This window comes from Aliiglaciecola sp. (assembly GCF_039982535.1).
Lineage (GTDB): Bacteria > Pseudomonadota > Gammaproteobacteria > Enterobacterales > Alteromonadaceae > Aliiglaciecola.
The window spans coordinates 25,069-50,988 of record NZ_JBDWYG010000031.1 but is presented as its reverse complement, the minus strand read 5'-3'; the positions used below and the strand labels follow the sequence as shown (position 1 = coordinate 50,988).

Sequence of the window (25,920 nt, the reverse complement as noted above, 5' to 3'; positions counted from 1 at the left end):
GATTATTCTCCGTCTAATCCTTTTATGGGTTTTACCACACCCCATTTCTTACATGATGGACACAACCAATGTATTTGACGTCCCGAAAATCCGCAACTCAAACAACGATATTTTGGTCGCATTTTTATTTGTTCTTCAACTAAGCCCTTAACCATTGTTAGGCTTTCACGGGTTTTTTCATCCACTTCATCTTCTATGAAAAAGCCCATCAAAGTTTTGAAGCCTTTCATAGTCGGTGTTTTTTTCAACTGATCGAACAATACTGTTTCTGCGGTTTCAGTATTTTCTTTTTTCGCTAACAGTTTTACCTTGGCTAAATACGAAGTCGCACATTGCTGCCAGTAAAGATCTAACACCTCTTCTAACTGGTCATCATTGCCCAATTTCGCTGCACACTCTTCTAATTTAGGCACAGCTTCACTAAACCAAGTGATATCACGAACAGGTATTTCTTTCAAATAATCGAAAGCTTTTTGATATTCAGCTTGTTGAATGGCAAGGTCGCCTAAAATCAACCAGGGGCGAACACCATGTTCATAGGCTGATACTGCTTTTTGCAAGGATTTTTCAGCTTCATCGTACTTCTCTGCTTTAATTAGTTTTAAAGCTTGTTCACAATAAAAATGTGAAATACGTACGCATAATTCATCACTATCACCATGACAATCCATCATTCGCTCACCCAGCTCAATAGCTCGGTCCCACTCTTTAGTGGTTTGATAGATACTAAACAATTGCTGTTGAGCGTCTAAAAAATGTTTATCACTATCTAATAATTCTAAAAAGGCATTTTCTGCGCGCTCTAAAAAGCCGGCCATCATGTAATCTTTGCCCAGTTCTCGAAGCGCTTGTCTGTTTTGAGATTCGGAAAGCTCTTGTTTACTTACCAAATTTTGATGGACACGGATGGCGCGATCTAATTCACCGCGATGTCTGAAAAAATTACCCATAGCAATATGTGTTTCAACAGTATCACTATCAAGACTCATCATCTTCATTAAGGTATCAACGGCTTTATCTGGTTGATCGGATAATAAAAAGTTTAAGCCTTTAAAGTAATGGCGGGAAAGAATACTGGACTGTTTTCGTTGTGCTTGTCGAACGCTATTGCGCCCCATAACATAACCATAACCGGCAGCAACTGGTAGCAGTAAAAAAAGTAATTCAAGCATCCAGATTAACTACTTGCAATGTCGGTAGTACGGTTACGTTTCTGTAACCTGTTTATACGCCATTTCAACCTAAGCCAAATTAGTGTAAAAACCAACGAACTGAAAATAACGCCAGCAGCGAAAAAAGCCATTAATAAAATTGAAAGGCGCATTTCCATCGAGCTCATTAAATAATCAAACATAACTGCTTGATCATTTTTTGCACCTAATAGTGATGCTACCAGCATGATAATAATGAAAATGATAACGATCAGGAATATTTTCAATCTCAAACCTCAAATTGTTAGGGGAAAACGCTAATTAAAACGAGCAGAGGTTATAGTACAAAACTATCGACCTATTTGTCACCCAAACAAAAACGGCACTCTAAAAAGAGTGCCGTTTTTTACAAATAAATAAGCTTAATGTGCCAGACCTTCGTTTACACGTTCACGCAATTCTTTACCAGGTTTGAAATGAGGTACATATTTGCCCTCAAGTTCAACTGTTTCACCTGTTTTAGGATTACGACCTACTCTAGGAGCACGAAAATGCAATGAAAAACTACCAAAGCCACGTATTTCTATGCGTTCACCCTTTTGCAGAGTTTGCGCCATTTGCTCTAGCATTTCTTTAATTGCAGACTCAACATCCTTAGCAGGAACGTGACGAGCTTTATCGGCAAGTCTTTCAATAAGTTCAGATTTAGTCATTGGAAATCTCCGTTACTCAAAAAATACTATACCGATGAGACTGACAAACAGGCACTTTAGTTCAAGTGCCTGATATTAGCTTTATTCTTCGCCTTTAGCAGCTTTGAATGCTTCAGCCATCGCGTTAGCAAATCCAGCATCATCTGGCTGTTGATTTACTTTTTCGATAGCTTCTTTTTCGTCTGCTTGGTCTTTCGCTTTAACTGACAAGTTAACAACGCGGTTCTTACGATCTACACCCATAAATTTGGCTTCAAGATCATCACCAACGTTAACAACTTCAGAAGCATCTTCTAAACGTTCAACAGTCAAATCACCAACTCGAACGTAACCATCTACTTCTTCTGCCAAGTTAACCGTAACACCTTTAGCGTCTACAGCGGTAACCTTACCAGTAACGATAGCACCTTTCTTGTTATCTGTCAGATACTTATTGAACGGGTCTTCTTCAATCTGTTTAACACCTAGTGAAATACGCTCGCGCTCTGGGTCAACTTGAAGTACCACAGCTGAGATTTCATCACCTTTCTTGTATTCACGAACAGCGTCTTCGCCAGTCTTGTTCCAAGAAATGTCAGATAAGTGAACTAGACCGTCGATGCCACCGTCAAGACCGATGAAGATACCGAAGTCAGTGATAGATTTGATCTTACCGCTAACTTTATCGTTCTTCTCGTGAGACTTAGCAAACTCTTCCCAAGGATTAGCTTTACATTGCTTAAGACCTAGAGAGATACGACGACGTTCTTCGTCAATTTCAAGAACCATAACTTCAACAACATCACCTAGGTTAACAACCTTAGATGGGTGGATGTTTTTGTTAGTCCAATCCATTTCAGAAACGTGAACCAATCCTTCAACACCGTCTTCGATTTCAACGAAACAACCGTAGTCAGTAAGGTTAGTAACCGCACCAGATAATTTAGAACCTTCAGGATAACGGTTAGCAATTTCTTGCCAAGGATCGCTGCCCATTTGCTTCATACCAAGAGAAACACGTGATTTCTCTTTATCGAACTTCAATACTTTAACGTTAATTTCGTCACCAACGTTAACGATTTCACTTGGGTGCTTAACGCGTTTCCAAGCCATATCGGTAATGTGAAGTAGACCGTCTACACCGCCTAGGTCAACGAATGCACCGTAGTCAGTAAGGTTCTTAACGATACCTTTAACTTCATGGCCTTCTTCAAGGTTAGCAAGTATTTGATCACGTTCTGCACTGCTTTCAGCTTCGATAACAGCACGACGAGAGACAACAACGTTATTACGTTTAGCGTCTAACTTGATAACTTTAAATTCTAATTCTTTGCCTTCAAGGTGAGTTGTGTCGCGAACTGGGCGAACATCAACCAATGAACCAGGCAAGAATGCACGCACTGTATTCACTTCAACAGTAAAGCCACCTTTGACTTTGCCATTAATTACACCAATGATGGTTTCTTTTTCTTCGTAAGCTTTTTCCAGTTCAACCCAAGCTTCATGACGCTTAGCTTTTTCTCTGGAAAGAATAGTCTCACCAAAACCGTCTTCAACCGCGTCTAGAGCAACATCTACTTGGTCGCCAATAGCTACTTCAAGCACGCCTTCAGCGTTTTTGAACTGCTCAACGGGAATTGCGCTTTCAGATTTAAGACCTGCATCAACAAGAACTATGTCTTTATCAATTGATACGATAGTACCTTTAACGATGGCACCAGGACGTGTTTCAAGTTCTTTTAAACTTTCTTCAAATAGATCAGCAAAATTTTCAGTCATAGATTACTTTAATAGTTACTTTTAAGTGTATCCACGAAAAATCCAATTAACGTGGGGTTGTTATTCAAAACCAGTTTAATCCTTTATCTGGCGGGTAGAGCAATTAAAGAGCGCATTGGACACTAAGTTTTGAACCAACGAATTCTTTAACCTTTTCAAGGACTTGCTCTACATTCATATTGGTAGAATCAAGTACTAATGCGTCATCAGCAGGTACTAAAGGAGCCACACTTCGGTTAGCATCTCTATCGTCTCTGGCCTTGATGTCGGTCAAAAGGCGCGCAATATTAACATCATGCCCCTTATCTTTCAACTGATTGTATCGCCTCTGCGCCCTTTCTTCTGCGCTGGCTGTAAGGAAAATCTTGGCTTCTGCATTAGGAAATACTACGGTTCCCATATCGCGACCATCAGCTACTAATCCAGGTTCTTCACGAAAAGCCCGTTGGCGTCTTAATAATGCTTCGCGAATTCGTGGCAAAGATGCTATTTGTGAAGCAATACTGCCAACTTCTTCGGTACGAATTTCGTAAGTTACATCCTCGCCTTCAAGGATAATTTTACTACCACTGTCTGAGGTTGTAAAATTAACATCTAAGCTACTGGCTAAGGGTAATAGCGCATCTTCATCATCGGCTTCAATTTGATGGTGAATAGCAGCTATGGCTAAAACCCGATAAATCGCACCACTGTCCAGAAAATTCCAACCCAATGATTTTGCCAATAATGCACTCAATGTTCCCTTTCCTGCACCGCTAGGACCATCGATGGTGATGACGGGTGATACTTGCATGTGCTCTCCTGAGCTGTATTAAAAAATCGGGCGGAATTATACTCGTTAACGAAACTTAAGCAATGCAAGCTATCTAATTAGCGCTTAAAGGCTTGATTTAGAGTGTAATTTTAACCATATATTTACTTGTAGGCATAAAAAAAGAGATGGTATTAACCATCTCTAATTAGTAGAACGAATAAACGTTAGCTGCTGATGCTAGCAAATCGCTCAAAATAATCGGGAAAGGTTTTCGCGGTGCAAGCAGGATCATTAATTACTACAGCAGTATCACTTAATGCCACCAACGAAAAGCACATGGCGACACGGTGATCATTGTAAGTATCAATTTCCGCTTCTTGCAATTGTGCAGGCGCCGTAACTTCAATAAAGTCATGTCCCTCATTAACCGTTGCGCCTAATTTACGTAACTCAGTGGCCATAGCCGCTAAACGGTCGGTTTCTTTTACGCGCCAGTTATAAATATTAGTCATTTTGGTTGTCCCAGAGGCAAACAATGCTGTAGTTGCAATTGTCATAGCTGCATCTGGAATATGATTCATATCCATATCAATGGCGGTCAATGGTGCTCCTGTGACTTCGATATAATCATCACCCCAAGTCACTTTTGCGCCCATTGCCGATAATACGTCAGCAAACTTAATATCACCTTGAATACTTTTCGCACCCACACCAGTGACCTTTACTGTTCCACCTTTAATCGCACCGGCGGCTAAAAAGTACGATGCGGATGACGCATCCCCTTCAACTAAGAACGTGCCCGGAGACTGATAAGTTTGCTTACCGGTTATTTTAAAACTTTGATACTCATTGTTTTCGACGGTGACACCAAACTTGGCCATAGTATCTAAGGTGATATCAATATAAGGTTTAGACACCAACTCGCCGATTATTTCAATCTCACTATCAGCAGAAAATAATGGAGCAGCCATTAGAACAGCAGTTAAAAACTGACTTGAAACACTACCATCAACTTGGATTTTTCCACCTGATAGGGCTTTGCCTTTAATATTCAAAGGTGGATAACCATCGTTCTTCAAATAGCTGATTTCCGCTCCAGCTTGCCCTAAAGCATCGACCAACGCACCGATTGGTCGCTCTTCCATCCGAGGCTCGCCAGTTAATACGTATTCGCCATTTGAAGCAGCCAATGCCGCACATAAAGGACGCATGGCCGTACCGGCATTGCCTAAAAACATCTCTATTTTGCTGTCGGTATTGAATACACCATTGTTACCTTTAACTACGCACTGGGTTTTATCTTCGCTAAGTTCATAGGAAACGCCTAATAAACTCAACGCATCCAACATATGTCGAATATCATCACTATCCAGCAAGTTGGTCAGTGTTGTTTCACCTTGCGCTAAAGCAGCTAAAAGCAGTGCTCGATTAGATAAACTCTTTGAACCTGGTACATTGACTGTACCTTGTACTTTAGAAATGGGTTCAAGTCTTAGTTGTTGCATCTTTTATCCATTCCTTTTAGCAAAATCATTCATAAACTCGGTTAAAGCTTTAACCCCGTCGATAGGCATTGCGTTATAAATACTGGCACGCATACCACCGACAATTCGGTGACCTTTTAACGCTTTTAAACCAGCAGCTTCTGATTCTTGTAAAAACAAAGCGTCTAACTTTGTGTCTGCTAAATGAAATGGCACATTCATCCGAGAACGGTTTTGAACCGCCACACTATTGGAATAAAAATCGTTGTTATCAATAGCCTGATACAACAAATCAGACTTTTCTTTGTTACGTTTTTCAATCTCAGCAACACCGCCTAAATCAAGCAACCACTCAAACACCAAACCTGCTAAATACCAAGCAAATGTTGGCGGTGTGTTATACATAGAGTCATGTTTGGCAATCAGGCTGTAATTCAGAATAGAAGGCGTTTCGATTCGAGCTTTATCTAACATGCTGTTATGCACAATGACCACTGACAATCCTGATGGACCAATGTTCTTTTGTGCACCGCCGTAAATAACTGCGTAGTTATTGACATCGATTTGTTTAGACAAAATATTAGATGACATATCGGCAACAATAGGCACACCTTGGGTATCGGGTACCTCGTTTATTTCAATGCCTTCTACGGTTTCGTTTGGACAATAATGAAAATAAGCGGCTTTATCATTTAAATTCCATTGGCTTTGCGGCTGAACTTGAGTAATGCCGTCAACCACATCGATACCACCAACCACATCTGCGGTTAAGTAGTTATTTGCTTCATTTACTGCACCTTTAGACCAAGATCCGGTGACTAGGTGATCGGCATGATCGCCAGCAGCAGAAAGGTTCAATGGCACAGCAGAGAACTGCCCTCTTCCACCACCGTGGGTAAACAGTACTTGATAATCATCGGGAACCGCTAATAGCTTTCGCAAATTATGAGTAGCACGCTCAGCAACCTCAATATAAGCTTTGCTGCGATGGCTCATTTCCATCACCGAGCACCCTTGACCTTGCCAATTGATAAACTCTTGTTGTGCTTTCAACATAACATCAGTCGGTAACATCGCCGGACCTGCACTGAAATTATAAGTAACTGCCATAATTTGATTTTCTCCCGAAAAAAAACGAGCGGAATAAGCCACTCGTTTTAAGTATGATTAAAAACTAGCGTTTAAGATTTATTCAGTAGGGTCAGAGTCAACTTGTCCAGCATCATCATCTGCCACTTCCGCTTGTTCAGCTTCAACAACATCTTCGCCTTCTAATAGCTCTAAATCTTCTGTTTCAATCTCTTCAATTTTTTGTAATCCCACCACATGTTCGTCTGTACCTGTGCGGATCAATCTTACACCTTGGGTATTTCGACCCACGGTGGAAACTTCATCTACTCGTGTTCTTACCAAAGTACCTTGGTCACTGATCAACATAATTTCTTGACCTTCGAACACTTGTACTGCACCAACTACCGCACCATTACGCTCTGATACTTTAATAGATACAACACCTTGGGTAGCACGACTCTTAGCTGGGTAATCGGCAATAGGTGTACGTTTACCGAAACCATTTTCCGTTGCAGTTAAGATAGCACCGTCACCTTTAGGTACGATAAGTGAAACCACTTTTTGACCGTCTTGTAAACGAATCCCTCTAACACCGGTAGCCGTTCTGCCCATAGGACGTAACGCCAATAGCTCTTCACCCGTCTCTGGGTCGCGTTTTACTTCACCGGTTTCTGAGTCACGTTGTTTTTCGTTAAAGCGAACGACCTTACCTGCATCTGAGAACAACATAATGTCGCTTTCGCCATCGGTAATATCTACACCAATCAACTCGTCACCTTCATTTAAGTTCACAGCAATAATGCCGTTTGAACGAGGACGTGAGTATTGCGATAGAGCAGTCTTTTTAACAGTTCCGTTTGCCGTCGCCATCAACACAAATTTATCGTCTTCAAATTCTTGAATAGGTAAAATTGCTGTGATTCGTTCGCCTTCTTCAAGAGGAAGAATATTCACGATTGGACGTCCACGTGCATTACGGCTGGCAAATGGTAGTTGATACACTTTCAACCAATATAAGCGGCCTCGTGTAGAGAAACACAAAATGTGATCGTGGGTATTGGCGACCAATAATTTTTCAATGAAGTCTTCATTCTTCATTTTGGTTGCTGACTTACCTTTACCACCACGTCGTTGCGCTTCGTAGTCAGAAAGCTTCTGATACTTCACATAACCTTCACGAGACAATGTTACAACGACATCTTCACGTTCAATTAAATCTTCCATGTCGATGTCGTGTGTTGCCGCAGTAATTTCTGTGCGTCTTACATCGCCATATTCATCGCGAATTAATTCAAGCTCTTCTCTAATCACTTCCATCAAACGTTCAGAGCTTGATAAGATAAGTAACAATTCAGCAATAACGTCTAACAGTTCTTTGTATTCAGCTAAGATTTTATCGTGTTCTAAACCAGTTAGTTTATGTAAACGTAAATCTAGAATCGCTTGTGCTTGCTGTTCAGTTAAGAAATATTCGCCTTCAGAGATACCGTATTGCGGTTCAAGCCAATCTGGACGAGCCGCGTCATCACCAGCACGAGCTAGCATTTCAGCAACATCACCTAGTGCCCAGCCGCGCGCCACTAATGAGGCCTTAGCATCACTAGGGCTTTGCGATGCTTTGATCAACTCGATAATTTCATCGATATTAACCAACGCAATAGCTAAACCTTCAAGGATATGAGCACGGTCACGGGCTTTTTTCAGCTCGTAAACAGTACGACGGGTAACCACTTCTCGGCGATGCAGCACAAAGGCTTCTAAAATATCTTTTAGATTAAATACGCGAGGTTGATTATTATCGAGGGCAACCATGTTGATACCAAACACAGTTTGCAATTGTGTTTGAGCATACAAGTGGTTTAATAGTACTTCTGCTGACTCGTTGCGTTTTACTTCAACAACAATACGCATACCGTCTTTGTCAGACTCATCACGCAGTGCAGAAACACCTTCAATTTTCTTTTCTTTTACCAGTTCAGCAATCTTTTCAATCAGTCTTGCTTTGTTAACTTGGTAAGGGATCTCGTGAACAATAATGGTTTCTTTACCACTATCTTCAGTTTCGATTTCAGCACGAGCACGCATGTAGATTTTACCACGCCCAGTGCGGTAAGCATCATCAATACCCTTGCGTCCACTAATTAATGCAGCTGTTGGGAAATCAGGACCTGGAATATGCTGCATAATTTCTTCGATAGTCATATCGGGATTATCGATTAACGCGATACAGCCGTTTACAACTTCGGTTAAATTATGTGGGGGAATATTGGTTGCCATACCTACGGCAATACCTGATGAACCATTCACTAACAAGTTAGGAACACGCGTAGGTAATACATCTGGAATATGTTCTGTGCCGTCATAGTTAGGCACAAAATCAACCGTTTCTTTTTCTAGATCAGCTAGAAGTTCATGGGCAATTTTAGCCATGCGAACTTCGGTATAACGCATTGCCGCTGCGGAGTCACCATCAACAGAACCAAAGTTACCTTGGCCGTCAACAAGCATATATCGCAAAGAAAATGGCTGCGCCATACGAACGATAGTGTCGTACACTGCGGTATCACCGTGGGGGTGATATTTACCAATTACGTCACCTACAACACGAGCAGATTTTTTGTATGGTTTGTTATAATCGTTTTTCAACTCATTCATGGCGAACAATACACGACGGTGAACGGGTTTTAATCCGTCACGAACATCAGGTAGTGCGCGTCCAACAATGACACTCATTGCATAATCGAGGTAAGAATTTTTAAGTTCTTCCTCTATATTAATGGGGAGAATTTCGTTGGCATTGTCTGTCATATACAGCCTTGTCCCTAAATTATTTTCTGAATCTACTGATTAAACTGGTCAAGTCAGTTTTAAAAGTTCGACTTCACTTATAGTTATAGTGGGTTCTAAATCGACTGTGGATTCTACCACTGAGAAAACAAAATAAATAGCCGTGATTCGCTTATATAGTGTGCAATCAAACAATTTTTTAGCATATCTTCGGGTATAAAGGTCTGGTTATCTAAATTAATGACTGCTTATAATAGTAAATAGCGAAAATAAGGAGCAAACAATGACCAATCAAAACGTAGACGCAGCAGAAATAAACAAATTTGCAGCTTTAGCGTCTAGGTGGTGGGATTTGGAAGGTGAATTTAAACCCTTACACGAAATTAACCCCCTTCGAGGAGACTATATTCAGCAGCGCACCGAGGGTGTGTTTGATAAAAACATCATTGATGTTGGATGTGGTGGCGGTATCTTATCTGAATACTTAGCCAAACAAGGTGGTCATGTCACAGGTATTGATATGGCTTCAGAATCACTGGAGGTAGCACGTCTTCATGGTTTGGAATCTGGTGTTAAAGTTAACTATCAACAAATTACCGCAGAACAAATGGCCGCTCAGCACGCTAATCAATTTGATATTGTCACCTGCTTAGAAATGTTAGAACACGTTCCAGATCCTGCCTCTATAGTGCAAGCTTGCGCGGCATTGGTAAAACCTGGTGGTCATGTATTTTTCTCAACACTCAATAGAAATTTGAAATCTTACTTAATGGCCATAGTTGGGGCAGAGAAGATTTTAAATTTGGTGCCCAAAGGTACCCATGAATATGAAAAGTTTATACAACCTGCTGAATTGTTATCATGGGTAGACAATACAGATTTGATTCCCCAGCATATGACAGGGTTACATTTGAATCCGTTATCTAAACAGTATTATTTGTCTGAACAAAATGTGGATGTTAACTACATAGTTCATTGCCAGAAAAGTGAAGGATAAATATGAGCTCAACTCCCCCATTATTTAATAACAAGTTTGCCGGTGTGTTGTTTGATTTGGACGGCACTTTATTGGATACAGCTGCGGATTTAGGGAATGCCTTAAATCACGTACTAGCCCATTATAAGCGACCACTATGTCAATACGATGAATATCGATGTGTTGCTTCAGATGGCGCTTTAGGGTTATTAAAATTGGGGTTCGCAGATGACTATGACAATTTATCGGAACAAAAATTACTCAGTTGCAGACAAATGCTACTTGATCACTATGAACAAAATGTCTGTGTCGATACAACCTGCTTTGACGGAGTGGAAGATACCTTAAGCCATCTAAATCAACATTCGATTCCATGGGGCATTGTGACTAACAAACCCGGCTTTTTAACGACTCAGTTACTTACCCACTTTCCCATTATGGAAAACTGTGGGGTAATTATTAGTGGCGATACTTACATTAAACGTAAACCTCACCCGATGCCATTATTAGAAGCGGCAAGAATACTTGCGCTGCCACCTGAAAATACCTTGTATGTAGGAGATGCAAAGCGAGATATCGAAGCGGCGCAAAACGCAAACATGGTAAGTGTTGCCGCCCTTTATGGTTACATCAAAGATGCTGAAGAAGTTAGCCATTGGAAGGCAGACTATTCCATCAATGATTTTGCTCAGTTGTGCCATATTAAGTGATACAACAATTCATCAAATTTATACTTCAAAGCTTTGTCATAAATAGAGGATAGGAAGCATAAAGAATACCAGATATAGTGATTGTGAACATTTTTAACACTATATATCGTGATATTATAAAAATTGATTTCAACCTACAAAAATAATTTAACTTTAAAATTTAATAAAAAATAAGCTTGCAATCAGCTTAACTCGTTCAACAATACCCCTTCTAAGTTAGTCAACACTAACCTACCATTTGGTTCAGTTTTATTGGTGATAAAACCACCAGATATTGGGTTGCAAACGGAAGCAAACACCTCTATCTTGTGCTGGTCACACTTTTTCTAACTACTCAAAAAACAATAACAAGTAAACGCTGTTGAAAGCGATTAATTTACTCGCATAAGTGTGGACAGAAAACTACATCATTAATTTAAAAAGTTAATAAAAAATATAATGTGTTCGTTAAATTTATTTCTCAGAACATTCGGCGCTAATTATTTATACGGCTATCAAATACATGAATAACTCTCTAAATGTCACGAAACGCGATGGTGAACGTGAAGTCTTAAACTTGGACAAAATTCACAAAGTCATAACTTGGGCTGCGAAGGGATTAAAAAACGTCTCTGTTTCTCAAGTTGAAATCAAAGCTCATATTCAGTTTTATGATGGTATTAAAACCGAAGATATTCACGAGACATTAATCAAATCAGCTGCTGATTTAATTTCAACAGACACTCCAGACTATCAATATTTAGCTGCTCGTCTAGCCGTTTTCCACTTGCGTAAAAAAGCCTACGGTCAATTCGAACCGCCGGCGTTAGTTACTCATGTTAAAAACATGGTTGCCAAAGGAAAATACGACGAACACATTTTAGAAGACTATTCAGAACAAGAACTTAATGAACTAGATCAATATATGGATCATTGGCGTGACATGAATTTTAGTTATGCCGCAGTGAAACAATTGGAAGGCAAATATTTAGTTCAAAACCGTGTAACCGGTGAAATCTACGAAAGCGCTCAATTTTTGTATATTTTGGTTGCCGCTTGTTTGTTTGCAAATTATCCCAAAGACACGCGTTTAGATTATGTAAAACGTTTTTATGATGCAGCTTCGCTATTCAAAATTTCGTTGCCGACACCCATTATGTCTGGCGTTAGAACCCCTACCCGTCAATTTAGTTCTTGTGTATTAATTGAAGCTGGGGACAGTTTAGATTCGATTAACGCTACCGCAAGTGCCATCGTTAAATACGTAAGCCAACGAGCTGGTATCGGTGTGAATGCGGGCCGTATTCGTGCCCTAGGTAGTGAAATTCGAGGTGGTGAAGCCTATCACACAGGTTGTATCCCGTTTTACAAATACTTCCAAACTGCAGTGAAAAGTTGTTCACAAGGTGGCGTTCGTGGTGGTGCTGCAACCTTGTTTTATCCAGCCTGGCATTTAGAAGTTGAGTCTTTATTAGTACTCAAAAATAACCGTGGTGTTGAAGAAAACCGAGTTCGTCACCTCGACTATGGTGTGCAGTTTAATAAACTCATGTACACACGAATGATCAAGGATCAGCACATTACCCTATTCAGTCCTTCAGACGTACCTGGACTTTATGATGCCTTCTTTGCTGATCAAGATGAATTTGAAGCATTGTATGTTAAGTACGAACAAGACGACTCTATTCGTAAGAAGAAAATTAAAGCAGTTGAGCTATTTAGCTTATTTATGCAAGAACGCGCAAGTACTGGTCGTATTTATCTACAAAATGTAGATCACTGTAATACTCACAGTCCATTCGACCCTAAAGTAGCGCCAGTTAGACAAAGTAATTTATGTCTAGAAATCGCGTTACCTACCAAGCCTTTGCAGCACATTAACGATGAAAACGGCGAAATCGCCCTTTGTACATTGTCAGCGTTCAACTTAGGTGCAATTGAAAGCCTTGACGAATTTGAAGAAATGGCTGACTTAGCAGTTCGCGCATTGGACAGCTTGTTAGATTATCAAGATTACCCTGTTCCAGCAGCATATCGCGCTTCAATCGACAGAAGAACGCTAGGAATAGGCGTTATTAACTTCGCTTACTATTTAGCTAAAAACGGTAAGAAGTATTCGGATGGCAGTGGAAACGCGCTAATTCATAGAACTTTTGAAGCCATGCAATATTATCTTCTCAAAGCGTCAAATAACTTGGCAAAAGAGAAAGGTGCTTGTCCTAAGTTTAATGAAACCACTTATTCTCAAGGTATATTGCCCATTGATACCTATAAAAAGGATTTGGACAAAGTATGTAATGAACCCCTTCATTACGACTGGGAAACCTTGCGTAAAGAGATTGTTGAACACGGACTGCGTAACAGTACCTTATCAGCCTTGATGCCTTCTGAAACATCATCGCAGATATCCAATGCCACAAACGGAATTGAACCACCGCGTGGACACATAAGCGTTAAATCATCTAAAGATGGTGTTTTGAAACAAGTAGTACCTGAATACGAGCGATTGAAAGAGCAATACGAATTGTTATGGGATATCAACTCTAACGATGGTTACTTGCAATTATGCGCCATCATGCAAAAATTTATCGATCAAACAATTTCTGCCAACACCAGTTACGATCCTGGTAAATATGAAGGTGGAAAAGTGCCTATGAAGTTGTTGTTAAAAGACTTGCTGACCACCTATAAACTAGGTATCAAAACTTTGTATTATCACAACACTCGAGATGGCGCTTCGGATACATCTCAACTTGAGTTAAAGAAAGAAACCGCTACCCCATTGGCGCAAGAAGTTGTCATTGAAGAAGATGACGATTGTGCCGGTGGTGCATGTAAGATATAGACAAAAACCAAGTTTGGTGGCGCATTATGCGCCGCCTAGTGTTAAACCTCACAGAGTACTGACGGTAAATGAAATATACCACTTTTAATCAAAAACCAACGAATCCTCTATTGGAACCTATGTTTTTCGGCAATCCAGTGAATGTTGCTCGCTATGATCAACAAAAACACAGTATTTTTGAAAAGCTAATTGAAAAACAAATTAGTTTTTTCTGGCGTCCAGAAGAAGTTGACGTCAGTAAAGATCGCGTTGATTTTCAATCTTTAAGTGACTCTGAAAAGCATATTTTTATTTCTAATTTGAAATATCAAACATTGCTAGATTCAGTGCAAGGAAGAAGCCCTAATATCGCTTTTTTGCCGATAATTTCATTACCTGAATTAGAGACTTGGACTGAAACTTGGTCATTTTTTGAAACTATACATTCTCGCTCATATACTCACATTCTGCGCAATTTATTCACTGATCCCAGTGCAATTTTTGACGACATTGTGGTGAACGAACAAATCAAACAGCGTGCAGGTGATATTTCAAAATACTACGACGACTTGATCTTTTATACACAACTTTGGCAAACCCAAGGTGAAGGCGTTCATACAGTCGACGGTATTGCACATACCGTGAACATGCGAGAATTAAAGAAAAAGCTGTATCTTTGCATGAACTCAGTGAATGCATTGGAAGCGATTCGTTTTTACGTTTCTTTTGCTTGTACCTTTGCGTTTGCAGAGCGTGAATTAATGGAAGGAAATTCTAAGATAATTCGCTTGATTGCTCGTGATGAAAACCTTCATTTAACCTCCACTCAACACATTATCAACCTTTGGCAAAAAGGCAAAGATGATCCCGAGATGGCAGAGATTGCTGAAGAGTTAAAAGACGAAGCAAAAGCCATCTTTATGCAAGCAGTTGAGCAAGAAAAACAATGGGCCGGTTATTTGTTTGCACAAGGCTCAATGATTGGCTTAAATGAAGAAATACTCTGTCAATATGTTGAGTACATTGCCAACCACCGTATGTCTGCCATTGGTATGGGCCAACCTTTTGATATCACCAGCAATCCTCTCCCTTGGATGAACAACTACTTAAACTCAGACAACGTTCAGGTTGCACCGCAAGAATCTGAAATAAGTTCTTATTTAGTGGGTCAAATTGACTCAGAAGTAAATGCGGGTGACTTTGACGACTTCGATCTTTAATGAGTCAAAAGAAACAATTTGTGATCACCATCCAAGGTGATCACAAACCTATTACTACCAATACTTCAGACACTATTCTAGAGAGCTTAGAGCAACAAAATGTAGAAGTGCATTATCATTGCCGCGAGGGTTTCTGCGGAGCATGTAGAAGTAAGCTTATATGTGGTGAGGTAGATTACACGACTGACCCCCTAGCCTACATAGATGATGATGAATTCCTGCCTTGCTGCTGTATCGCCCTTGGCGATATCGAAATTAAATTAGTCTAGCAACACGTTACTGACCGAATACACATTTGCCCGCATACCCTGAACGTACCTTGTGCAAAAGTCTAAATTCATTGCCATCAAATTGATAATAATAGGTGAATGCCCAATCTGGAGTTTCATCACCAAAGTCATTAAGCCTGGGATTAACAATTAATAATGAACTATCAGCTTGATGACAAAGCCCCAGCCCTGAAGTAACAGTGTCAATAATCTTGCCGGTCTCCACGTTAACCACAAGGTTATGTTGACATCCAGTACCGCATCCTGTGCCAAAAATAGTAAACTTGCCGGCAAAATTGGCTGGCTGTCCAATAACAGATGCCATCATGCCATGCCAACTTTGTTCAACATAAACACCATCAGTATGGCTATCAAAATCCACTTCTTTTAGGGTCGTTAGGGAAATATCAGAAACCTTAAACTGTTCAAAGCTTGGCATGTCTTCAGCATAGATACTAACGCTAAAAGCTACACTCAAGCACAGAATAAGTTGCCTAAAACAACTCAGGTTAATTGGAAAATATTTATTAGTGCGAACCATGGTTTTATACCTAAATCATGCCAAATACTTTGAGTAAAAAGATCCCTAATGTTGTGGTCACTAAGGACAAAACACTGGTGACAGCGATAATAGCCGCGGCCAAGAAATGATTGCCATGCATAGCCTGCACCATGGGATAACTGGCGGCCGCAGTAGGTGATGCACACATTAGATATAAAACACCTAACTGCTCGCCTCTAAAGCCTAGTAACACTCCACCTAAAGTAATTGCAACGGGTACTAAAATCAATTTCATCGCGGAAGACCAATACAGCACGCTGGAAGAGTGAAACTCTTTAATCCGAATTGAAGCCCCTGCACATAACAGGGCTAAGGGTAAGGTCATACCCGCAAAATACTCACCAGTGTGTAATGCTATTTTAGGTATAGGTATATTTAACAATGACACCACAACACCCGCTACAATAGAGATAATCAAAGGGTTCTTGATAATCGCTATTAACATTCCCCCTAGTCGATTGCTGCCCCTTTGTTGCAAATGCCGAGACAAGGTCACTACAGATAAAACATTAAACAATATGGTTAATACGGCTAAGTAAATGGAAGCAATACCTAAGGCCTTTTCTCCATAGGCACTCACCACGAAGGCAAGGCTAATAATACCCATATTACTTCTGAAAGCGCCTTGTACAAATACGCCTTTGTCAGCTTTGTCATCAATCAATTTGGTTGCAAAAACGTCCAACAAAAGAAATATGAATAAGGTTGCAAAAAACGCATAGATCACCAATGCAGTAGGCAGACCATGGGTAAAATCAGTAGTGGATAGTTTAGTAAAAAGCAAACAGGGTAAAGTCACTTTAAAGACTAAAGCGGATCCCATTCTTGCAAAATCATCATTTAGCCAACCAATTCGTTTAAACAAAAACCCAAGACCAATAATAAAAAATATAGGCGTGGTAATTTGTAGTGAAAAATTTAGATCTGAGAGCAAACTCGCTCCTTATGATGATTTTAAAAATTAAAGTTAATTATATAGTTAGTGCGCTTGTCTTAAGCCTCTACTCTAGATAGGAATGACTTACTCGTCCCTGCCCATTTATTTCAATGACACAACGATAAGCCCCAAAAGTGAGCTTGCTATCCATTACAATCAAGGAATTTGAATCACTTTCTGTGACAGAAAAATTAGCTAAATGCAGTGTATTGAGCTGCCTTAAAACACTTTCTTTCGTTACTCCTTCACTAAAATTGCCACATAAAAATACCACTTCTTTACGTGCTTCATTCCAGTAAAAGGCGAATATAATCCCGCCAATGAATGTTAAGCTAATAATGACAAACTTTAGTGTAATCAAACGACGAATTGAATTAACAGAAATAGTCGCGACTCCTTAGCCAATATACACACATCATTAAGCCATGCTTTTTAGTTAACTAGTATTGATTCAGTTCGACTCTGTTCTAACTTAGCGCCTAGTCTAACTTAGAGCATTAGAACTTAGTCTACGGTTAACACCCAATTAGTACAATAAACGAATCTTTTTATCCGTTTTTGATTTAGATTTTGATGAACTTTATTGGGTTATTATAGGCACAAAAAATCCGATAAATCTTAATGAAAAATACAAGGCATTGAACAACAGCTTATATTTAATTCAAATCGATATTATCGGATTGAAGGCTACAAATGTTCTTAAACATTAGATAGCCATATTATTTTGTTTTCAGCAAACTAACCACTGCTTAAAGTAGCTAGCAAATGATGCTGTTTTACTTTTCTAATTTAAGAAAATAATCGAAAATTTCAGGAACGTTACCGTGACCCATACCTTCGTCGAAAGCTGCTTGAAGGTTATGTGAAGTCCCTTCTGCAATCTCGGCGCGAGTACCAAGATCTTCAACCATCTTAAGGAAATAACCCAAGTCTTTATTTGCATTAGCAATAGAGAAACCTAAGTCACTTACACCATCAACTGCATAGTTCTTACAGAATTGCATAAACGGTGAATTAGATGGGCCAGTTGACATAATATCGAACAACTGTTGACGATCAACACCAGCACGGTCAGCTACAGCGAAAGCTTGTGACATAGTACAAACTGTTGTCATACCCATGAAGTTGTTAATTAGTTTAGTAGTATGACCTGCACCTAATGCGCCAAGATAAAAGATGTTTTCGCCTTGTTGGTCAAGCACTGGCTTAACTTTGTCAAACGTCTCTTTATCTCCAGAAGCCATAATATTGAGCAAACCGTCTTTAGCGTGAGCTGGCGTACGACCTAGAGGTGCGTCAATCATGCCTGCGCCTTTTTTGGCTAGATCAGCGCCGATCTTACGAGTAGATGCTGGAATTGAAGTACCAAAATCAATTAAAACAGCACCTTCTTTGATGCCAGCAAGGATACCGTTATCACCGTAAACAACTTTCTCAACAATATCAGAAGTAGTAAGAGCAAGCATAATGATATCACTAGCAGCTGCTAATTCAGCAGCAGATGATGCGGCTTTACCACCACGAGCAACAACTGCGTCAACAGCGTCTTTGTTTAAATCCATTACGATTGGCTCGTAGCCTTTTTTCTGCAAGTTTTCTACCATATTGCCGCCCATCAGACCGAGGCCGATGAAACCGATTACTGGTTTTGTCATTTCTAACTCCTGGAGTTTTGATATGTAAAGTTGAGTATAAAGAATATACACCTGTTAAATTTTAAAACCTGATGAACAGCGCACAAAGTTGCTATTCTTTAATGACGTAATTGGTGATCAAAAATAGAATTTAATCAAAAAGATGTTTGCTCACCTAACGATTACGAAATAAAAATCTCGTAAAATACAGGCTTGCCTTTTGCAAAAATATCTAGACTTATTAAAGCCAACTTTGATACATCGCCGTTAACACCAATCAGCAAATTTAAAAAATCACAAATGCTATGTCATTACCAAATTATCATACCATTGTAGGTTAAGTAAAACCACATGTCATTACCAAATTAAAAATAATGGTAACCAATTGGTAATAATAAATACTTGTTAACAGAGTTTTAAATTATTAGCGCAATTATTAATTAGTTAAACGGCCCAAATCATTGCTTAGTCGAAACGGTTTAACTATATGACTAAATTTTAATAATCTTCAAAGCCTAGTCTAATTTAAAATATTCGTGACTGTTTTTTTAATGACAATAATTAACAATCAAAAGAGCGTCGCCTTACTTCCACTTCAATTGTTGCTTAGCTAAAGACGTTTTATTGATTAAGTGCCTGGTTAAAAGCTTCTATAAAGGCTGGATAATCTTCATAGTGTGGCATATGCCCTAGCCCTTCCAACTCATATAAAACCGAACCTTTTATTAATCTCTGCGCTGTTTTGCCTAATTTAGTGTAATCACCTAAGGTTCGAGTTACCCCAGGTTTTAACCAACCTCGACCTGGTCCCGTCTTATCGCGAGTGCCAATAATTAAAAAGGTTTTATTTTTAATTTCCGAGAACTTAGCCACCATATTTTCAGAAAAAATCGGACCGTAGGTTAATGCGTTATTCCAAGCAACAATTTCCCAATCATTGCCAGCTAACATTCCTTTTAAAGGAATAAGAAGCTTCTCGTATTCCGCAGACCACTTACCATCGTAGTAATTATTCTTTTGGTAATTGATAGCCCCTTCCAGGGTTGTTTTAAGCTGGTTTTGATAGAAAAAATTAGTATCTTTAAATTCAACGTATTCGCTGTAATTTTCCAACCCAATAGGATTAATAAGAATAAGTTTCTCAACTGTCTGGCTATAATTTGCAGCAAATGTCACTGCCAACATGCCTCCCATCGAATGACCAACAATATCAAACTTTTTAATATTTAAGCTGCCCAATAATGAATAAGTATTTAAAGCTAGTTGAGCAAAGCTATACTGATAAGCTCGTGGTTTGGATGATTTCCCAAATCCAATTTGATCAGGAATAATAACTCGATAACCTTGCTTAACTAGATCCTGTGCAACTCTCTCCCAGTAGTATCCAGCAAAGTTTTTACCATGTAATAACACAATTACTTTATCTGAAGCTCTATCACCTATATCCATATAACGCATTTTCAAACTTTGATTTTGCGAGTTGAAATTAAACGTACCAACTGAAAAAGGATAGCTGAAACCATCTAGCTCTTTATTAAATTTAACCGATTCATGAGCACAAATTGGTAAAGTCACAGCAAAATAAATCACTACTAGTAAAACACTAAAAAAGGATTTCATTCTTTGATTGCCTTGTTTTATGGTTTGAAGAATTGTGCAAAAACGCGCTCTGCGTATATAGTTATATTATTCGTTAGTTTGTTTTCATGAGCACCAGGTAAAGTGCATTTGTCCTCAGTTAGAGTAAAAATTAACACAATTTCAGCTAATTTTTCTTCCAATTAGTAATACAACGATTATTATATTGACCAGAATATATACTTGAGGCTCGCTTAGTATTTTCGTGGCTCAAGTTTAATAATACTTATTTGAATAAACTATCTCCACAAACCCTATTAACACAACGCACGTTCTAATTTAGTTGTAAGGTGAACTAAATTCCCTTAACTTAGCTCTTTAAGGATACAACACTTGGATTTTTCATTTTACTCAGATAAGAGTAAATAAACGAGTTGATAATACATGAAGTATAAAGAAACTATTCTCTATGTAGAGAATAATGATGACACCCGTGCGCTTTACGCAGAATTCCTAAGAGGAATATTCACTACCGTTCTTGAAGCTTCAAATGGACGAGAAGGTCTTTCAAAATATCTCACGCACAGACCAGATGTTATCATAACAGAAATTCAGATGCCCCATATGAACGGGCCGGAACTCATTCAGAAAATTCGCAAAACAGAAGAAAGTATTCCCATCATTGTGTTCAGCGCACATATTGAAGAAGATTTCATTTTAGATACGATTAAAGAGCAAATTAACGGTTTTATAAGCAAACCCGCTGACACCAAAAAATTAAAGCGTGTAATCGATGGTGTTCTATTAGGTGACAAAGACGAAGTTAATGACAGCGCCAAAAATACGGGCGAAAGCTTTGCATTAAATAATGAAATTGAAGAAGAGTATGGGCTTTTTACCAACAGTATTATGGTGGTAGGAATTGGTTCAAGTGCCGGCGGATTAGAAGCCTTAACCACGTTAATTAAAGGTCTTCCACTTAACAACAATACAGCTTACATCATTGCTCAGCACCTAAGTCCTAAGCACAATACGATGTTAGTTGAGTTGCTTTCCCGAGAATGTAGCCTGATAGTTAAAGAAGCCGAGCATAATGAGTTTTTAGAAAGCGACACTCTGTACATCACTCCGCCCAGTAAAAATGTAGAAATTAATGATAGTAATCAAATTATTCTTTCTGCACCAGAAAAGCACTCATTTCTGCCAAAACCCTCTGTTAACCAGTTGTTTATATCAATTGCAAAACACAAACGAGAAAAGTCTGTAGGTATCATTTTATCCGGAACAGGTTCAGATGGATGCCAAGGAATGCGAGCCATCAACTCCGAAGGTGGTATTACTATTGTACAAGAGCCAAGCACAGCGAAATACGACGGTATGCCAATGGCCGCAATCAATGGCTCCGTGGTCGACATACTAATAGAAGCAGAAAAAATTGGTGAAGAATTAGTTGCTTTAGCTAACTTTCCCAGAAACAAAGTATTAAAGAAACACCAAGTTACACCCGCGAACGATCATATTTCGGTTATTTTTGCTTTGCTTTATAAATATAAACATGTGGACTTTTCTGTCTATAAAAAAGCCACAATTGGCCGCCGTATTGAGCGTAGAATGGTGGCTTTGAAGGTCACAAATTTAAGTGAATATGTAGAGCTAATAAAAAAAGATGAAAACGAAGTTGAGTTGCTTTACAAAGATATTCTAATTGGAGTTACTAGTTTCTTCAGGAACAGAGACGCTTACGACTCACTCGAAAATCTACTAGATAAATATTTAGACGAAATACCCGATGCCAAAGAGCTTAGAATTTGGATGCCCGGCTCATCCACTGGCGAAGAAGCATACTCCGTTGCAATTATCGTAAATGAACTGTTGAATGACCGACAAAACTCTCTTGATTTAAAAATCTTTGCCACTGATATTGACGAAGATGCATTAAAAATTGCCCGTCAAGGTGTTTACAGTCAAGCCTCCATGACTGAAGTCTCGGATGCACATATTAAAGACTACTTTCACATAACCAATAATGAGTTTGAGGTTAAGAAAAGCTTAAGACAATCCATTGTGTTTTCGTACCATAACTTGCTCTCAGATCCCCCTTTCAAAGATCTAGATCTAATAGTTTGCCGAAACCTACTTATTTATTTCAATATTGATGCGCAAAAATGGATCATGCCTGCTTTCCATTATGCGCTCAAAACTAATGCTTTACTTTTCTTAGGAAAATCGGAAAACGCCACTTATTTTGAGCACTTATTTGCGCCTGTCGATAAGCACAATAAAATATTCAAAACAGTAGCCAGTTCTAAAAAAAATCATCAGTCAATAAACGTTAGTCCGCCCAAATACGTCAAAATGTCACAACAAGAACAATCTAAAATTCCAGAAGGAACTCCACTCCAAGAGACGATTGTTACTGAAGCTGCAAAGCTTTTAATGCCAAATATCATTGTCACGAACGAACAACTTGATGTGATATATAAAAAAGGTAATCTTGATTTTGTTTCAGTACCAGAAGGGTATGTTTCGTATAATCTATATAAGATTATCGATTCTCGGCTAGCAATTGACTTAAGAAAATTAGTCAGCGATGCCAAAAAAGTATCTAAAATTAGTGCCAGTAGTTATATCCCTCTACCTCAAAAAGATGGAAAGTCGCGTCTTATAAAAGTGCATATAGTGCCCGTATTAAACGGCCGCAATCAAATGTATATCTTTTATTTCCAAAGTGTCTCCGTAAATGATCTCCCTATGATCAACACCGAGATTGATGAGAAAAGCGTATCCTCTACCCACGAGTTAGAATTCGAGTTACAACGCATTAAAGAGCACATGCAAACGCTGGTTGAAGAACTTGAAACCTCGAATGAAGAGTTACAGTCGACAAACGAAGAATTGCAAAGCGCCAATGAAGAGTTACAAGCGACCAATGAAGAAATGGAAACCAGTAACGAAGAACTTCAATCAACCAATGAAGAGCTTCAAACGGCCTATGCTGAACTCAAAGAGATGTTCAATGAAAACTCTTTAATTAAAGAGAAATTTGTATCCCTTAATCGCCGCTATGAATCCGTTTTAGAAAACATACATGACGGCGTCATAATTACCAATTTACAAGGCATGATCCTAAAGACCAATCACGCCATGCAAAAATTTACGGGGCTAAGTAAAGAGCAGTTATTAGCTAAAAGCCTTTTAAATATATACCCCATAGACGATACCGGCTATTTTTTAAGTCGACAAAAGGAACTCATAGAAAAAGGCACCTTTGGTCCTTACATTATCGAATTAAACTCAGCAAGCAATGGCAATAAAATTCTTGAAATTGAAGATTATCTGAGTCGAGACGAATCCGGTAATACTCAAGTTTGGTCTTTTGCGTCTGATATTTCAAAAGAAAAACATGCCCTTGCAGAGTTGTCTCTGAGCCAAAAGAAATATAAAGCAACCTTTGAAAATGCCAATATCGGAATTGGCCACGTCGCCTTAGATGGTTCATGGGTTTCGGCAAACAATGTATTAGCCTCTATGTTGGGTTATAGCCACGAAGAATTGTTAAAACTATCTTTCCAAGACATAACCTTCAAAGACGATCTGAAAGAGGACTTAGATCTTGCTCAACAACTTATAAACGGCGAGCGAGACTCGTATAAACTAGAAAAGCGTTATTACAAAAAGAATGGCAAGATTTTTTGGGCGAACCTTTCCGTTGCCATCGTAAGAGACAACGGTGTTCCTTTATATTTTATTTCAGTTGTAGAAGATATTAATGATAAAAAACGTGCTTCTTTAGAGAATGTGCAAGCCAGAATGGTATTTAACTCTACCCAAGAGAGCATTGTAATAACCGACAAAGAAACGCGAGTTATTAATGTAAACCCTGCATTTGAAAACCTAACAGGTTACTCTTTAGATGAAATAAAAGGTGAAAAAATCAGCATCCTAAAGTCTGAAAAACACAGCGCAGAGTTTTTCAGCGAAATGGAACGCTCATATAAACAAAGTGGTTTTTGGTCTGGTGAGGTCTTAAATAAATCAAAAAGTGGTGATATTTTTCCAGTCTTTTTGAATATAAGTGCAGTTAAAGATGATAAAGGCAATATCATTCAGTACATTGGCGTAATAACCGATATTTCGTTGATCAAACAATCTCAGAACAAAATTCAATACCTAGCTAACCACGATTCTTTAACCGGTTTACCCAACCGAACCCTATTAGCTGACCGTTTAGAGCACGCTTTACAGGAATCTCGACGAACTAAAAATCAACTTGCGATCCTATTTATCGATTTAGACCGATTTAAAATTGTGAATGATGGATTAGGACATAACATTGGCGATGCGGTTTTAATCGAGGTCGCGAAACGATTTACCGATATACTACGTTCTGTTGATACCGTTGCTAGAGTGGGTGGCGATGAATTTATTGTTATTGTTCAAGACTTAGAATCAGCCTTAAATGCATCAAAGATTGCCACCAACTTAATTCAAGCCGTTAAACGAGAAATCGTTGTCAAAGAGCATAAAATTAATATCGGAGCAAGTATTGGCATCAGCATCTATCCAGATGATGGCCATACAGCAGATGACTTGATACGACAAGCAGATATAGCCATGTACGACGCCAAAGAAAATGGCAAAAATATGTATCGTTATATCTCGCAAGAACTTTCTTCATTTGCTTTTGAAAAAGCCTCTATGGAAAGCTTGATCCGTGAAGGGTTAAATAAAGATGAGTTCGAAGTTTATTACCAACCTATTATTGATTTGAAAACCATGAAGGTGTCTCATTTAGAGGCGTTAACTCGTTGGAATCATCCTAAACTTGGTTTGGTTATGCCCAACAAGTTTATTCCCCTAGCAGAGGAATCTGATTTAATTACTGAAATCACTAAGTATGTGGTTTTCAAAGTAATGAAAACCATCAGCGAATTAAACCGTGAGAACAATTACCAGTATAAAATTGCTATAAACTTTTCATTAAAAGATTTGGAAAGTGATGCCTTATTTTATTCATTTAAGAAATACCTACAGCAATTTAAAATCAAAGGAAATGCCATTTCTTTGGAAATCACCGAACGTAAAGTGATTTTATCGAATGAGAAGAATCACAAACATCTAGAACGTTATAAAAAGTTAGATGTATCTTTTTCCATGGATGACTTTGGTACGGGCTACTCAAACTTGGGTTACTTAATCAACAAGCCGTTCGATATGTTAAAAATTGACCGCTCTTTTATATCTCAAATTGGTACAGTTAATAAATCTGAAGAGGTAGTTAAAGCCACTATATCCATTGCTAAAGCCTTAGGGTTAAAAACCATAGCTGAAGGTGTGGAAACAAAAGAGCAATTCGAATTTATCAGCAATCATCATTGTGATTTTGTGCAGGGCTTTTTGTTCCAGACGCCAGAACCCATTCACAAACTAATTAACTATCTCAAGAATGACGATAAAAAAGAAATTAAGGAATAGCTAAGCATAAAATAGCCCAATTCACTTCCAAGGATGGA

Annotated in this window: 17 protein-coding genes; 6 read left to right on the top strand and 11 right to left on the bottom strand. The window is 38.8% G+C overall.

What is annotated here, in order from left to right; all coding sequences use genetic code 11:
- Positions 1-2 precede the first annotated feature (2 nt).
- The 7 genes from lapB to gyrA form a co-directional block, all read right to left on the bottom strand.
- Positions 3-1,172 (bottom strand): lipopolysaccharide assembly protein LapB, encoded by a 1,170-nt coding sequence (lapB, locus tag ABJV04_RS06845; RefSeq protein ID WP_348490566.1) that lies wholly within the window; start codon positions 1,170-1,172, stop codon positions 3-5.
- A gap of 401 nt (positions 1,173-1,573) precedes the next feature.
- Positions 1,574-1,864 carry an integration host factor subunit beta gene (gene ihfB, locus ABJV04_RS06840; RefSeq protein WP_348490565.1) on the bottom strand — a complete coding sequence of 97 codons (291 nt, stop codon included), beginning with the start codon at positions 1,862-1,864 and terminating at the stop codon, positions 1,574-1,576.
- A gap of 81 nt (positions 1,865-1,945) precedes the next feature.
- Positions 1,946-3,622: a 30S ribosomal protein S1 gene (gene rpsA, locus ABJV04_RS06835; protein WP_303472214.1), complete on the bottom strand. Its 1,677-nt coding sequence runs from the start codon at positions 3,620-3,622 to the stop codon at positions 1,946-1,948.
- Between the two features lie 103 nt (positions 3,623-3,725).
- Positions 3,726-4,415, bottom strand: coding sequence for a (d)CMP kinase (gene cmk, locus ABJV04_RS06830; protein ID WP_348490563.1), 690 nt, complete (start codon positions 4,413-4,415; stop codon positions 3,726-3,728).
- A gap of 185 nt (positions 4,416-4,600) precedes the next feature.
- Complete coding sequence (gene aroA / locus ABJV04_RS06825; RefSeq protein ID WP_348490562.1) at positions 4,601-5,881, bottom strand: 3-phosphoshikimate 1-carboxyvinyltransferase; 1,281 nt, start codon at positions 5,879-5,881, stop codon at positions 4,601-4,603.
- 3 nt (positions 5,882-5,884) lie between these two features.
- Positions 5,885-6,970 carry a 3-phosphoserine/phosphohydroxythreonine transaminase gene (gene serC / locus ABJV04_RS06820; protein ID WP_348490561.1) on the bottom strand — a complete coding sequence of 362 codons (1,086 nt, stop codon included), beginning with the start codon at positions 6,968-6,970 and terminating at the stop codon, positions 5,885-5,887.
- Positions 6,971-7,048: 78 nt separating this feature from the next.
- Positions 7,049-9,739 carry a DNA topoisomerase (ATP-hydrolyzing) subunit A gene (gyrA, locus tag ABJV04_RS06815; protein WP_348490560.1) on the bottom strand — a complete coding sequence of 897 codons (2,691 nt, stop codon included), beginning with the start codon at positions 9,737-9,739 and terminating at the stop codon, positions 7,049-7,051.
- A 262-nt stretch (positions 9,740-10,001) separates the two neighbouring features.
- On the opposite strand from gyrA, the gene ubiG reads away from it, so the two are divergent.
- The 5 genes from ubiG to yfaE all read left to right on the top strand — a co-directional run bounded on the left by ubiG (position 10,002) and on the right by yfaE (position 15,696).
- Entirely contained in the window at positions 10,002-10,715 is a 714-nt protein-coding gene (gene ubiG / locus ABJV04_RS06810; RefSeq protein WP_348490559.1) for a bifunctional 2-polyprenyl-6-hydroxyphenol methylase/3-demethylubiquinol 3-O-methyltransferase UbiG, read from the top strand.
- A gap of 2 nt (positions 10,716-10,717) precedes the next feature.
- The gene (locus ABJV04_RS06805; protein WP_348490558.1) at positions 10,718-11,404 is read left to right on the top strand and encodes an HAD-IA family hydrolase; all 687 of its coding nucleotides are present in this window, start codon (positions 10,718-10,720) and stop codon (positions 11,402-11,404) included.
- A 502-nt stretch (positions 11,405-11,906) separates the two neighbouring features.
- A complete protein-coding gene (gene nrdA / locus ABJV04_RS06800) occupies positions 11,907-14,228 on the top strand; it encodes a class 1a ribonucleoside-diphosphate reductase subunit alpha (RefSeq protein WP_348490557.1) in 2,322 nt (773 codons plus the stop codon).
- Positions 14,229-14,296: 68 nt separating this feature from the next.
- The gene (gene nrdB / locus ABJV04_RS06795) at positions 14,297-15,427 is read left to right on the top strand and encodes a class Ia ribonucleoside-diphosphate reductase subunit beta (protein WP_348490556.1); all 1,131 of its coding nucleotides are present in this window, start codon (positions 14,297-14,299) and stop codon (positions 15,425-15,427) included.
- A complete protein-coding gene (gene yfaE, locus ABJV04_RS06790) occupies positions 15,427-15,696 on the top strand; it encodes a class I ribonucleotide reductase maintenance protein YfaE (RefSeq protein ID WP_348490555.1) in 270 nt (89 codons plus the stop codon). The genes nrdB and yfaE overlap by 1 nt, the downstream gene beginning before the upstream one ends.
- Positions 15,697-15,703: 7 nt before the next feature.
- Here the strand turns inward: yfaE and ABJV04_RS06785 are convergent, their stop codons facing one another.
- The 4 genes from ABJV04_RS06785 to ABJV04_RS06770 all read right to left on the bottom strand — a co-directional run bounded on the left by ABJV04_RS06785 (position 15,704) and on the right by ABJV04_RS06770 (position 20,449).
- Entirely contained in the window at positions 15,704-16,237 is a 534-nt protein-coding gene (locus tag ABJV04_RS06785) for a hypothetical protein (protein ID WP_348490554.1), read from the bottom strand.
- Between the two features lie 10 nt (positions 16,238-16,247).
- Complete coding sequence (locus ABJV04_RS06780) at positions 16,248-17,192, bottom strand: AEC family transporter (RefSeq protein WP_348490553.1); 945 nt, start codon at positions 17,190-17,192, stop codon at positions 16,248-16,250.
- 779 nt (positions 17,193-17,971) lie between these two features.
- Complete coding sequence (locus tag ABJV04_RS06775) at positions 17,972-18,874, bottom strand: NAD(P)-dependent oxidoreductase (RefSeq protein WP_348490702.1); 903 nt, start codon at positions 18,872-18,874, stop codon at positions 17,972-17,974.
- A 576-nt stretch (positions 18,875-19,450) separates the two neighbouring features.
- Entirely contained in the window at positions 19,451-20,449 is a 999-nt protein-coding gene (locus ABJV04_RS06770) for an alpha/beta hydrolase (protein WP_348490552.1), read from the bottom strand.
- A gap of 402 nt (positions 20,450-20,851) precedes the next feature.
- Here ABJV04_RS06770 and ABJV04_RS06765 point away from each other — a divergent pair, with 402 nt between their 5' ends.
- Positions 20,852-25,882, top strand: coding sequence for an EAL domain-containing protein (locus ABJV04_RS06765; protein WP_348490551.1), 5,031 nt, complete (start codon positions 20,852-20,854; stop codon positions 25,880-25,882).
- The last annotated feature ends 38 nt before the right edge of the window (positions 25,883-25,920 follow it).